The 13,750-nt window shown below is 42.0% G+C and carries 11 protein-coding genes; 2 read left to right on the forward strand and 9 right to left on the reverse strand.

The window, feature by feature from the left end:
* The 6 genes from pntA to UYC_RS0114320 all read right to left on the reverse strand — a co-directional run bounded on the left by pntA (position 1) and on the right by UYC_RS0114320 (position 7,383).
* The gene (pntA, locus tag UYC_RS0114295; protein WP_016878442.1) at positions 1-1,587 is read right to left on the reverse strand and encodes a Re/Si-specific NAD(P)(+) transhydrogenase subunit alpha; all 1,587 of its coding nucleotides are present in this window, start codon (positions 1,585-1,587) and stop codon (positions 1-3) included.
* Between the two features lie 522 nt (positions 1,588-2,109).
* The gene (gene cbiE, locus UYC_RS0114300) at positions 2,110-3,360 is read right to left on the reverse strand and encodes a precorrin-6y C5,15-methyltransferase (decarboxylating) subunit CbiE (protein WP_016878443.1); all 1,251 of its coding nucleotides are present in this window, start codon (positions 3,358-3,360) and stop codon (positions 2,110-2,112) included.
* Positions 3,361-3,550: 190 nt separating this feature from the next.
* Positions 3,551-4,669 (reverse strand): geranylgeranyl reductase family protein, encoded by a 1,119-nt coding sequence (locus UYC_RS0114305; RefSeq protein WP_016878444.1) that lies wholly within the window; start codon positions 4,667-4,669, stop codon positions 3,551-3,553.
* Positions 4,670-5,494: 825 nt separating this feature from the next.
* Positions 5,495-6,043 (reverse strand): ribosome recycling factor, encoded by a 549-nt coding sequence (gene frr, locus UYC_RS0114310; RefSeq protein ID WP_016878445.1) that lies wholly within the window; start codon positions 6,041-6,043, stop codon positions 5,495-5,497.
* Positions 6,030-6,758 (reverse strand): UMP kinase, encoded by a 729-nt coding sequence (gene pyrH, locus UYC_RS0114315; protein ID WP_016878446.1) that lies wholly within the window; start codon positions 6,756-6,758, stop codon positions 6,030-6,032. The genes frr and pyrH overlap by 14 nt, the downstream gene beginning before the upstream one ends.
* Positions 6,759-6,828: 70 nt before the next feature.
* The gene (locus UYC_RS0114320; protein WP_016878447.1) at positions 6,829-7,383 is read right to left on the reverse strand and encodes a thioredoxin family protein; all 555 of its coding nucleotides are present in this window, start codon (positions 7,381-7,383) and stop codon (positions 6,829-6,831) included.
* 432 nt (positions 7,384-7,815) lie between these two features.
* Between UYC_RS0114320 and UYC_RS0114330 the strand changes: the two genes are divergently transcribed.
* A complete protein-coding gene (locus UYC_RS0114330; RefSeq protein ID WP_016878449.1) occupies positions 7,816-8,715 on the forward strand; it encodes an alpha/beta fold hydrolase in 900 nt (299 codons plus the stop codon).
* Between the two features lie 59 nt (positions 8,716-8,774).
* On the opposite strand, the gene UYC_RS0114335 is transcribed toward UYC_RS0114330, so the two are convergent.
* Entirely contained in the window at positions 8,775-10,199 is a 1,425-nt protein-coding gene (locus tag UYC_RS0114335) for an LCP family protein (protein ID WP_026087718.1), read from the reverse strand.
* Positions 10,200-10,487: 288 nt separating this feature from the next.
* Entirely contained in the window at positions 10,488-10,973 is a 486-nt protein-coding gene (locus tag UYC_RS0114340) for a hypothetical protein (RefSeq protein ID WP_016878453.1), read from the reverse strand.
* A 106-nt stretch (positions 10,974-11,079) separates the two neighbouring features.
* Between UYC_RS0114340 and UYC_RS0114345 the strand changes: the two genes are divergently transcribed.
* Positions 11,080-12,309, forward strand: a complete 1,230-nt coding sequence (locus UYC_RS0114345; RefSeq protein WP_016878454.1) for an AI-2E family transporter — start codon at positions 11,080-11,082, stop codon at positions 12,307-12,309.
* Here the strand turns inward: UYC_RS0114345 and UYC_RS0114350 are convergent, their stop codons facing one another.
* Positions 12,310-13,644 carry a serpin family protein gene (locus UYC_RS0114350; protein WP_016878455.1) on the reverse strand — a complete coding sequence of 445 codons (1,335 nt, stop codon included), beginning with the start codon at positions 13,642-13,644 and terminating at the stop codon, positions 12,310-12,312. It lies immediately after the preceding gene.
* Positions 13,645-13,750: the final 106 nt, after the last annotated feature.

Below are 13,750 nucleotides of genomic sequence, written 5' to 3' on the forward strand. Positions count from 1 at the left end.
TTACTTTTGGAACATCTTGAGCATACGTTGAGTAACTAAAAAGCCACCGGAAATGTTGATTGTCCCAACCAGGATAGCGATCGCACCAAGGATGGTAGTCGATGAACTTGATGCCCCAGAAATTTGGAGCATCCCACCAATAATGATGATGCCGCTAATAGCATTGGTGACACTCATTAGCGGCGTATGCAGAGCAGGCTTGACGTTCCAGATTACTTGCCAGCCAACAAAGCAGGCAAGGACAAACACAGTGAAATGAGATAGAAACGAAGGAGGTGCGCTGATACCAATACCAAGGAGAGCCAAGCCAACTAGAACCAGCCATAAGTCACTGCTACTTTTTGAAGAACTGGAAACTGGAGAGGCTAAAACAGATGGAGTTGAAGGTGCAGCAACAACCGTAGGCTCTTTCGTTTTGTCTTCTTGTCTCCGTGTCTCCGTATCTTTCAGCACAGGCTTAGGTGGCGGCCAAGTAATGTCCCCAGCGTGAGTTACCAAAGCACCTCGAATTACCTCGTTTTCAAAATCAACTCTATAGTTGTTAGCTCCACCTATTTCTTGGAGGAAATGGTAAAGATTAGTACCGTAAAGCTGGCTTGCCTGTTGAGCCATACGACTAGGCAAATCGGTAAGCCCTACAATTGTCACTCCCTGATAACGGTAAACTTCATCAGGGTGTGTACAGGCACAATTACCGCCTTGCTCTGCGGCGAGATCGACGATTACCGATCCCTCCTTCATACTCTCAACCATTTCCTGCGTAACTAGTACAGGTGCTTTTTTCCCAGGGATTAGTGCTGTCGTGATAATAATGTCAACTTCTTTGGCTTGAGCGGCGAACAACTCCATCTCAGCTTTGATAAATTCATCACTCATGACTTTGGCGTAGCCGCCTTCACCCGAACCGTCTTCTGCAAAGTTGAGTTCCAAGAACTCTGCACCTAAACTCTCTACCTGCTCCTTAACTATAAGACGTGTATCAAAAGCACGAACAATCGCACCTAAGCTTCTGGCAGTACCGATCGCTGCCAATCCAGCTACACCAGCACCAATAATTAATACCTTTGCAGGTGGCACCTTTCCAGCTGCTGTAATTTGTCCGTTAAAGAAGCGCCCAAAGTGATTGGCAGCCTCTATTACAGCTCGATAACCAGCCAGATTTGCCATTGAACTCAGAGCATCCATCTTTTGTGCCCTAGTGATACGCGGCACCGCATCCATTGCTAGCACCGTAGCCTTACGCGCTGCCAATTTTTCCAGCAAATCGGGGTTTTGGGCTGGCCATATAAAACTGATTAATGTCCCTCCCTCCCTTAGCAGTTCAGTTTCATCCTTTCCCAACTCAGGGTGTAACTGTGGCGGACGAACTTTAAGTACAATATCTGCCTCTGCCCAGAGGGTAGGTGCATCTGGGACAATTTTGCATTCAGCCTGTGTATAGGCTTCGTTTGTAAAATTTGCGCTTTCGCCCGCATTCTTCTCAATCAGCACATCGAAGCCAAGCTTCATTAGATGCTTGGCTGTCTCTGGTGTTGCTGCCACGCGACATTCACCAGGGTAAACTTCCTTTGGGATACCAACTTTCATAATCTGTCTCCTCTCTATTAAGCTGAATTCCCCAAGCAAAGAGAGACAATAACTCGTTTATAGTGTAGTTTTGAACATACTATTACAAGAGTAATATTTGATATCTAGAACTGTCTTAATTCTTCACAAGTAATTAGTAGATTTCTATCAAAAGAAATATAGAATTTATACCTATTTTATATTTTTAGTACATCAAATCCTTGACAAAAAACAGGTAAAAATTAGAGGGATCAATTATTTCTCTGTTAATTATGACAATTATGAAGCTTATATATTTTCAAATTAGACATAAAAAAATTTACAACAAGTAATGAAAATTTTACTTGTTGTAACATCTACTATATGTAATGACAGTTGTTCACGAAGATTTGTCTACCTTAAAATAAGGCAGCCTTTCATCAGATTGGCTCGCATAAAAAATAGATGAAAACTCTCTTCCCTAGCTCCTAGCCCCTAGCTTCTAGTCCCTATTTTCAGATAGGCACTATTGTGCAAAATACTCAATATAATTAATATAGCTAACTAACTTGGACACTTTGCATTAACAATTGTTACTGGATTCAATGGTGCAAAACGCGTTAGCTGTCCTATTGGTACAGAGCGAGATAGCTGTACTTGCAATAACTGATACTCCCAAGAGTGAGATTTGAACCACAATAAGGCAGTGTTGAGATGTTCTAATGTCGCCAAAGCCAGAACTATCACACCTTTGGGATTTAACCTACTAGTACAAGTATCAAGAATTGCAGTTAAATTTCCACCGCTACCACCAATAAAGATGCGATCGCATTTCCCTTCCAAACTTTCCAATACTTCTGGTGCCTTGCCGTGAATAGATATAACATTTTTAACTTGGAAACGTTCACAATTACGTGTAATTAATGAACTACCCGCAGCAGTTTTTTCAATGGCATAAACTTTAGAAGTGGGGAATAAACGGGCAATTTCAATCGAAACAGAACCAGTCCCCGCGCCAATATCCCAGATAACTTGTCCGGGACGCAGCGCTAGTTCTGATAAAACCAAAGTGCGGACTTCCCGTTTTGTCATTAAACCAGGGCGATCGCTAAAACACAGAAAGCAATCATCTGGTATCCCAAAGTGGGGTAATTTTTCCAAATCTAACTCTTGATAATGCTCTTGACGTATAAATATCACTATATTTAAGTGGGCAAAATCCTGATTTTGTAGAGATGCAAAATTTCCCGTCTCTATAATGCGTTCGTCATTACCACCTAAATTTTCACAAACCCAACATCGATATTGACTGGGCAAATTTAAAGATTCTACCAAGCGAGCGATCGCACTCGGAGTATTCTTGCCATCTGTGAGTACGGCAATTTTCTCCACTCCTTGCTGCAACGCTTGTACTAATTCATCAACAGAACGCCCGTGTGCGCTGATGACACGGGCGTCTTGCCAGGGAACTTGAATGCGATTAAAAGCTAGCTGTACTGAACTCAGATGCGGATGAAATGTCAGTTTTTCTGGGGAGAATTCCGACGACAGCAACCGTCCTAAACCAAAAAATAACGGATCTCCAGAAACCAAAACGACAATGCCCTCACTACCGTTTGTCAACAAGCGACGGATTTCTTGAATTGCTTCAGTAAAATCTTTGAGGACTAGACGTTGAGCCGGGTGATTGGGAAAATAACTCAAGTGGCGATCGCTGCCCACAAGCAATGTCGCTTTTTCAACTAATTGTCTGACTTTTTCCGTTAACCCAGCTGCCCCATCTAAGCCAATTCCCACAACATGAATTTTAGTCATTAATTAATAGTCAATGGTCATTAGTTAATATTCACATTTTCTACCGTAGCTATACGTACAAAGTATGCCTACTTTTTAGGACATCAGTACTAAGTAACCTAGTCCGCACAGGCGGACTTAGTACGTGTAGCCGCACCCTTCTAGGGTGTCGGCGGCAAATGACAAATGACAAATGACCATTGACTAATGACTAACCACCAAAAGGAGTTAAACGCTTGATCGCACGACCGGCAACATCCCCATAGCGCAACTCTCCACACAGGATTTTACCCATCATTTGAGGTGCAGAGGGACGCTTGACACCAACTTTGTAGCCAACTCCAGGAAAACGATAAAACAGCCCGGCTAATTTTTGTGCCCAAGCCATATCAGTGCCCCATTCTTCATTGATGACTTCAGAGTATTTTTCTAGGGCATTGATATCGCCACCGACGGCTTTGTCAATCGCCTCTGCTGCTTTTAAACCAGTAAAAATCGAAGGACGAATACCTTCTGCGGTAAACGGATCGACAACACAAGCCGCTTCTCCTGCCAAAATCGCATTATCAGTATGCAACTTTTGCTCACCATTCCAAAGGCAGAGGGCGTGTCCGTACTGTTTGCAGGTTTTCACATCCAACCCAAACGAGTTGCCATATTCATCCAAAATTTTCTTAAAGTCTTGTGGTTCACCACCGATAAAAGTACCAACACCAATAGAGTATCCATCTGCTTTCGGGAAGTTCCACAGGTAGCCATTTTTCACCATGCCAAATTCAAAGTGGGCGATGTGCCCGTTTTCTACCTGGGCTGGTGCTTCTGCTTCTAAGGCTCCAGCTAAACGGCGTTTGCGTTCTTTGAAGCCTAGCCATTTTGCCATTGGGCCTTTTGCACCATCAGCAGCAATTAAATATCGACCTGTAAATGAACCATTAGCAGTATTTACTTGCCAGCGATCGCTTTGAAACTCAATACCCGTAACTTCTACATTGTCTTTTAGTTCTGCACCTTGTTTCTGGGCTTGCTGAATTAAGAAGTGGTCGAAAACATCCCGTCGTACCATCCACACTGGTTCGGGAGTTTTAAGTTCAGCTTCCACTGGATCGCCCATTTTCCACGTGCAGCGAATTGTGTTTGCTTTAATAGAAATTGCTGGGCTAAAGTCAAAGTCAAACCACTCAGCTATGCTTGGCGACACGCCACCGCCACAAGGTTTATATCTTGGCAGAGACTCTTTTTCCAAAACTAATACAGAGCGTCCTCGTTTTGCTAAGTGATATGCAGCTGTTCCACCAGCTGGCCCCGCGCCGACGATAATGCAGTCGTACATATGGCTGAATTTTGCTCCTGATGATTGTTGAATTTTTATACTCTACCGCTAGACAGTCTCACCAATTTAACTTGATTTTGGTGTCTACTGTGCAAAATTCCACAGCTTTGTGTTTGACTAGTCTCAAGTATTTACTTATAACTAAGAATGTTCATTACGTAAATCTTGGCATTCAAAACTAAATTTTTAATAGTTTATTTTTTTGACTTTGTTATTGTTCTCTAATTTATTCTTAGTTTTTTCATATATTTTCGTAGTCTATATGTATTATTTTGAGTACATATAAAAACAGCTACTTGTCTGGCTTGACCCCTACTAAGTTACAATTCATTGATTATACTGATTACAAATTTTCTGCAAAGTTTTAGTAAATATTTTCACATTTCACAAAAATTTTTGCAGCTTTTGTAGTTTAGATTGCCATTACTCTGTGCTCCTCCCCTACGGGAAGGCAAAGCGCCTAATGTGTTTTCCTGTGTGTTCCTTAAGTTGAAAAACATTATGAGGAATTAATGTACCAAGACAAGAATTACGCATAAGTTACGGAAGTATCAACTGCAGAGTACGCAAAGAACACGGAGGAAAGAGAGTTTTAGAGGAATTTTACGTAATTTCTACAAGAATGAGTAGCTGAGAGCAACGAATTGAACTCTCAACTATTCACTCTTGTACAATCAGATTTAAGCAGATATTACTTTTCACAACTAGGAGCCATGCTCTGCGTGCTACAGGTATATCAAAATTTGTCACAGCGCGATCACGTTGTGGCTACCTTTTTAAGAGTTTTAAGTCACAACAGCACTAGTCTCCTCTCATCCTCCATTTTTAGACAGTTGTGATGTCTTTTTCTTTTTCTGCTAGTAGTTCGTTGATTTTGCCAGTGTATTTGTCCGTCAGTTTTTGTAGTTTATCTTGTTGATCGCGTGCTTCATCTTCTGTTATTTCTGAGTTTTTTTCCATTTTGCGAATAGTGTCTAGAGCATCGCGGCGAATGTTACGAATTGCGACGCGCCCTTCTTCGGCATACTTCGCAGCAATTTTGACCAATTCTTTACGGCGATCGCTCGTTAGGGGCGGAATATTTAGCCGGATTGCAGAACCATCATTATTGGGGGTTAAACCCACATCCGACATCGAAATCGCCTTTTCAATCATATTCAAGGTACTGCGATCGTAGGGCTGAATCATGATTGTTGTAGCATCCGGCGTGCTAATGTTTGCCAGAGACTTTAGGGATGTAGGTGTACCGTAGTATTCTACTGTCACCTTATCTAATAAACTCGCGTTAGCGCGACCAGTGCGAATTGTGTTAAAAGCTCGTTGAGTTGCCTCAACAGTCTTTTGCATCGTACTCTCAGCTTCAGCTAATTTCACAAGAACCTCCCACAAGGGTGCCGATCGATTCTCCCATGACTGCTCGGCGGATATTACCCCGCACTGTCAAGTCAAAAACGAGAATAGGGATATTATTCTCCTTACATAAGGCTATCGCGGTACTGTCCATTACCCGCAAATCTTTAGCCAAAACATGGCCATATGTCAGAGTATTGTAGCGCTTGGCCTGAGGGTAGATATGTGGATCGGCGTCGTAGATTCCGTCTACTTTTGTGGCTTTGAAAATCACATCAGCTTCAATTTCTGCCGCTCTTAAAGCAGCAGTTGTATCAGTAGTGAAAAAAGGATTGCCAGAACCCGCACCAAAAATAACCACCCGTCCTTTTTCTAGATGACGGATGGCACGACGGCGAATATAGGGTTCAGCTAATTCCTGCATGGCGATCGCGGTTTGGACTCGTGTTTGTACCCCGATTCGTTCGAGTGAGTCTTGCAGAGTCATGGCATTCATTACCGTGGCAATCATTCCGATGTAGTCAGCGGTTGCCCTATCCATCCCCGCCGACGCGGCTTTGACGCCACGAAATATATTACCCCCGCCAACGACGATGGCAATTTGAACACCAGTAGCTACCACTTCTGCTACTTCTTGTGCTATTTCTTTGACCACTTCTGGATCAATTCCATAGCCCATGTTGCCCATCAAGGCTTCACCGCTTAGTTTAAGTAAAACCCGTCGGTAATGTGTTCCCATGAAGTTACGCTTTATCAAAAAATATGCAATTACCTCCAATTTAAGATAACAGCACAGTGACTATCTGTCTCTAGTCACGCCACACTAAAGCAGTACCTACGGGTTCAGTTTCTTTTGGAAAAATTTCTTTACCTTGGATCAAACAGGCGATCGCCGCTTTGAGAAAATGTCTTTTCACAGCTAGCGGATCTTGAGGATAATCGTCAATTAATCCTTTGTAGCGTAAAATACCATCTTTATCGATCAAGAAAGCCATTGGTGTTTTGCTGGCACCAAAGCTGCGAGTTACATCTTGAGTAGAATCCCATAGGTAAGGGAAGTTTAACTTGCGATCGGCTGCAAAAGCTTTCATATTTTCAAAGCTTTCTGTTGGTATCTGACTGGCATCATTGCCATTCACACCTATCAGCGTAAAACCTTGTTTATAAAACTCAGTTTGAATGCTCTTCAGCCTTTCTACATATAACTTTACATAAGGACAATGATTAGACATCAAAATGACGCCGACTGCCCGGAATGATTCTAAATAACGGCGAAGATGATGTACTTGTTTGTCAATTCCTGGCAATTCAAAATCTGGTGCGTAACTTCCCACCGGAGTATTTATTGTTTCTAGTGCATTCATTGTTCTAACTCCCAGGAACTTTGTATGAACAAGAAAACATACGCCCTCATTTGCTAGCGTCATTTCCCCATTTCACACCACCCCTTTTGCGGATGCTTGATATCCAACAATTTTAGAAATCAATTTCCTTGTTGTAAATTGTGAAACTACTGAATATCAACCTTATGCTTGCTTTACCACAAGCCACATCACAGCTAGCCCCACGTAATTCCACACAAGACAGCATTAAAAAAGAACTTATTTTCCTGGCTCCTGACTTCTTTTTTATTAAAAACTTAACAAAGTATGCTTACATAACTTCAGCAGTAATACTGTATTTACTATTCAAAGTCTTTACTAAAGTTAACATCACCAATCAACTTGTACACTATTCTTTGTAGTGACTTTGTGCCTTTGCTCCACATCTAAAACCTGTCTGGATATAAACTACCCATGACTACTTCCATTTCTACGACGGCGCTAACCTCAACAAAAACCTGGAATTGGCAAGGTTTCTCGATCTGCTATCAATCTCAAGGAAGCACTGGCCCGGCTATTGTTTTAGTGCATGGCTTTGGAGCCTCATGGTGGCATTGGCGCAAAAATATTCCGGTGCTGGCAGAAAATTTTCGTGTTTACGCGATTGATTTAATAGGCTTTGGTGCTTCAGCTAAACCCAAACCCGGTGAAAATTTTGCCTATACAATTGAAACCTGGGGACAACAGATAGCAGATTTTTGCCGTGAAGTGGTGGGTGAACCAGTTTTTTTAGTTGCTAACTCCATTGGCTGTATTGTTGCTATGCAGGCAGCTGTGAGTAATCCTGAGATTGCCTTAGGAGTGGCATTACTCAACTGTTCTCTGCGCTTATTGCATGATCGCAAACGCGAAATGTTACCTTGGCATCGCCGCTTTGGAGCACCCTTACTACAACGTATTTTATCTTTTAAACCAATCGGCGAGTTTTTCTTCTATCAAATTGCCAAACCAAAGACTGTACGGAAGATTCTTCTCAAAGCTTATGCAAATTCTACAGCTGTGACAGAAGAATTGGTAGATATCCTGACAGCACCAGCTAGCGATCCAGGAGCAGCAGCTGTGTTTCTCGCCTTTACTTCTTATTCTCAAGGGCCTTTACCAGAAGAGCTTTTGCCTCAACTGCCCTGTCCGGCTATTATCTTGTGGGGAACAGCCGATCCTTGGGAGCCAATAGAGTTAGGCAGAGAATTAGCCAATTTCCCGCAAGTACAAAAGTTCATACCTTTGGAAGGCGTAGGGCATTGTCCTCAAGATGAAGCTCCTGAATTAGTGAATCTAATCTTACAAGACTGGATTTGGGAACGTACTAAATGAGGTTAGTGGATAGTGGATAGTGGTAAACAACCAACTACTAACTACTAACTACTAACTATTTAAGGTTGAGTAGTCTCCTCGAATAATCCTCTTTGTTCTAACCAATCCTTACCAACTTGGATGCTAATATCAGAGCCAAGATTGCCGGTGCTTTCTACTCTTACTTCTCCAAATCCTAAACTATTGCGAATTAGATCGGCGCTGTTGCCATCTCCTTGTTGGGCGACAATGTGAGTTACATCCAAGGGTACACCCGAACTTTTAGCTATATAAACGTTGCGATAGCCTGCTTTAATCAAAGATCTAACTAACGGTCGGAGATTGGTTTCCTCACTACCAGTATTGTCTTGAATCGCTACTCGTAATGAGGCTGGATCGACAAGTTGGGAAAGAGAATCGGTTTCTGTCTCAAGATCGAAGTGTTGAGCCATCATTGCATGGATACGTCTTTTATATGGTATCCAATAGCTAGCTTCATATTCACTCTTTTCGCTAAATCTACCGGGTAACATTAACATCTGCATATTGGAGCGATTTGTCCTAGCTCCAAATCCCACTAGCGCCAATAATTCTTCAACAGTCAAGTTAGTATCTATGTGTTCTTTGACTACATTAAGAACTTTAGGCAATTGGGCTAAGGTCGTAGGGTTGAGGGACTGATCTATCAGTGCTCGAATTACCATTTGTTGTCGTTGAATCCGCCCAATATCCCCATTCTCATCATGGCGAAAACGTAAAAGTTGCAGCGCTTGTTCACCATTGAGATGCTGCTTGCCTTTCTTTAAATTTATGTATAAGTGCTGGGAATCATCTTGGTATTTCATATCTCTGGGAACGTAAACCGTTACCCCTCCCAAAGCATCGATTAGCTTGGCAACTCCCAAAACATTAATCCGCATATAGCGGTCTATTCCTACCCCCTCTAGGAGGTTACTGACGGTTTTAGCAGTTAAAGCAGGGCCACCCTGAAGATTGGTAGAATTAATTTTTTTCATGCCCTGCCCTTCTATTTCTACACGTGTATCTCTGGGAATAGAAAGCATGACTAATTTTTTCTTCTCCGGATCAAACCGGATCAAAAGCATTACATCAGCAAGTCCGTCAAAAGAGTTTACCTGGGGCAGGTATCCGAGATTTTTGGTTTCTTCTGGAGCATTTTGCACATCTGGGGGGAGAACGCTCATCCCCATCACCAAAATATTGACGGGGCGAGTTAGCTCTGAGAATCGCAGTCCACCTCCAGAAATGCGATCGCTATCAAAAACCGCTGCCTCATCGGCACTGAGATTGGCTTGCATCAGAGGTTTACTAGTTAAAGAAACTGCCAACAGCGCCCCTGCGGTTGCTGACACCATTGCAATACCACTCATGCCCACCCAAAACCATACCCAACGCCCAGATTTGGGATTTTTGATGCTTCTTCTATTTGGCTTGGAGGGCTTGGCAGAGGGGTTTCCTTGCGCCGATCTTCTGTGAATGGTCACTGGCTTCCTCACACTTACTGAATAATGCTTAAGTAAATCTACTTTTGGAGAGCAGATCCTAAATCTATAACAGCTAACTCTATAATTATTTGTGCCTAGCTTTGCACTTACGTGTGATCCAAAACACTGATAGCTGTGTTTCTCCTTCTTTTGAGTGAATTAGGAGATGATTTATATGAAGTATGGCAACAATAAACAGGTTTTGACTAGGTCATTGTAAAATCCTGAGAAAATTAAGTCTAAATATACATGGCAAATAAATATATATAGCTATCTCCTCAAAAAAAATCAGGATAAGTACTTACCAATTACTTTTTCAGCAAAATAGTTCAATCCCGGCAAACGTCTAGATTTGCGTCTAACTATGAGAAATATTAACCAAAGACTTACTAAAAAGTAGCCAGAGGTCAAGAAGCTATTGAGGATCAAAAGACGCACTGCAACAAAATCTAAACTTGCTGCCCCAGTTGCCAAAAAAAGGTAGCCTAACACCCAAGATACAGCTAAAGTAATTGACAGACGGCAAGTGGCTAGTTGTTCCTGACTGCCTTGGCGGTGATAAAGAGTCCACAGTGAGGGGAAAAAGCCGATGATGGGAATTAAATACAAAATTAACTCTATAGGCGAAGAGGAGTGGGAGAGGGGGTGAGTGGGAGAGGGGGGAAAATTACCAAAAATACTCCCCGCGTCCCCCCTTTCCCGTGTTCCCGTGTCCTCTTCATTCTCCGCATCCTCCTGTCCTTCATAGTCATTAATTCGTTCAAAATGATTCATGAGAGTGAGTTTAATCCTAAATTAGAGGGATGAATGAGAGTGAAATAGTTAGAGATAATAGGCTTGATAGTAAAGATATTATTCTGTTGTATCCCGCAATCGGCAGATGCAGACACGCAAATTTTTTGACTGGTGGCAGACACTTACACCAATAGCAAGAATAGGCGCGATCGCCCTGTTCGCTCCACTGCTAGTACTCAATGGCTGGGCGATTTCAGTAATTTTTCATTACTTCCACTCGCTGATTGTCATTTTAGTCGGGGCATCCGTGCTAGCGTTTCTGCTCAACTATCCCGTTAGTTGGATGGAGCGTCAAGGAGCGAGACGAGAGCAAGTTGCCATTTTAGTATTCCTACTGGCTTTATCAATTTTATTAGCACTAGGTCTTACACTTTTTCCGTTAGCTCTGACGCAGGCTCAACAACTAGTGGCTCGGTTGCCAGAGTTAATAGATTCTGGACGCTATCAGTTGATGATGTTGAATGAAAAAGCAGAAAGTCTGGGTTTACCGATTAACCTTGATGCTTTGGCTGCGCAAATTAACGATCGCGTCAAGGGACAATTACAGGCGATCGCCGGACAAGTTTTAAACTTGGCGGTAGTCACTTTCACCAGCCTGTTAGATTTTCTCTTGACAATGGTTTTGACTTTCTATCTATTGCAGCATGGTGATGAACTGTGGCAAAGTTTAATAGATTGGCTTCCGGCTAAATTCCGTGAGGCATTTTCACAAACAGTACGCCTCAGCTTTCAAAATTTCTTTATCACGCAATTAATTTTAGCTACCTGCATGGCATCTGCCCTGATTCCTACTTTTTTGTGGCTCAAGGTGCCATTTGGTCTATTGTTCGGTTTAACTATTGGCATTATGGCATTAGTACCCTTTGGCGGTTCTGTGGGTATTGCTTTAACTACAACCTTGGTGGCGCTACAAGATTTTTGGATGGGAGTCAGAGTTTTAATTGCAGCAGTAATTGTGCAGCAAATCTTAGAAAACTTGATTGGGCCGCGAATTTTAGGTAGTTTTATTGGTTTAAACCCCGTTTGGGTTCTAATTTCAGTTTTGACTGGAGCGAGAATTGGCGGACTTTTGGGTGTAATTGTTGCGGTACCCACTGCAGTTGTGATCAAGACGGCTTTAAGCGCCTTGCGGCGTTCTTCCGTAGTTTCTACTCACAACGAAGTCGGAGAAAATATTGCTTCTGAAGAAGTCACTGGCAATGTTTCTGAGCATACTGAGGAATCTTATCGCAAACCCGTCAGTGACGCGGCTAATGTTCGTTCTCTTGAGGTAAGTACACCAGCCACACCAGAAGCATCTCCTCCAACTGCTTAGTTAATTGCCATTAGCTATTAACGGATCTACTATTGAACCCATAAACAAAACACTTCCTGTCTGATTGTCGCGAATTGCACACAAAAAAGGACGGTCAACAATCATCCGGAATGGTTCATCTAGGGGCATAGATGTTGCTACTATCCCTACAGAAGTAGTGGCAGCAGCTTCTGTGCCTTCTTCATTTACTTCCACAAAAGTTTTATGTTTAACTTCACTAATAGTAAAGTTTTGACCCATGTTAGAAAAATCTGCGTTATTGCTAAAAGCCTTGCCCATACCTAAGGCTTTGAGGGCATTATTTAGCGTAACTTCATAGTCCATTTTAAAGCGGGGTAAACGAATAAAACCTTCCCGCTTGGTAAACTGAGACATCCACTTTTCCCAGTTTTCAGCATTTAAGTTTTGATATAAAGATTTAAGGGTATAGTTTTGTTTTGGTAAGAAAATATATAAGCTTATGTTGCCATTCTGACCATAAGGCAAACTCACTGCCTGCAATTGTTCATTTTCATAATATTTATATTTACCTTTTTGTGACATCATCGGGTGTTGTTTTTGCTTACCGGATGTTGAATAAAAAGGGTATTGGGCTGTCTGGCTTTTATCGAATTCATTAGTCCATTTACCTTTAAAATAGATTGCATTTATTAAAAAAAGTACTTGTTCTGGTTCTAATCTTTCAACAATTTTGTTAATTTTACCACGAGTACTTTCATTAACCCAGTTATTAATAATGCCAGGTGTACCTGCATCTTTAAAATTTAAATTAGTTACTTTAGCTTGATAGAATTCTTGAGTTCTTTGGATAAATTCAGGTTTAAAGCTAACATCTTGATTCGCCCAAAGTGAGTTAGCAATATTTAATTGAACTTGAGGATCGGAATTTTCTAACAGCGCCTTTAATGCCGCGTTAGAAGAGTTGATTTCTGGCAATGTCAATCCTTCTAACTCAAGTGCTTTAGCCATTGCTTGTCGCGTACTGCCACTAGCGCCGTTGTAAGTCATATCTAAGGCGATCGCTACACTAGCAGGTGAAACAAAAACGTTCTTGTCACCCTCTTGTTCCAGAATTCTTGAAAAAAGTTTAAATCCAAACTTGGTATTAGCAGTAGTGAGTTTAGTATTAGGTAAGACAGATTTTGCGGGCATGGGAGATTCTGAGTGAGGAGGACGAGATTGAGCAAAAACGCTAGTACTATCACTGACTTGGGAACACCCAATCACGCTCATCAGCATCACGCCGGCAGCAGCCATAACGTAGCGTCTTCCCAAGCGTACAGCGTAACGTCTTTGCAAGAATTTTTCCCAGTCACTACTCAATTTTTGCTTCATAATTGCTACACCTGATGCCAAAATCTACGCTTCTGACTAAAAAGGATGAAAAATATTCGTAGGGCTACCCGCATACTTCATACTTCAACCTTTAGTTGACTATGGC

It is taken from the genome of Chlorogloeopsis fritschii PCC 6912, assembly GCF_000317285.1.
Classification (GTDB): Bacteria; Cyanobacteriota; Cyanobacteriia; order Cyanobacteriales; family Nostocaceae; genus Chlorogloeopsis; species Chlorogloeopsis fritschii.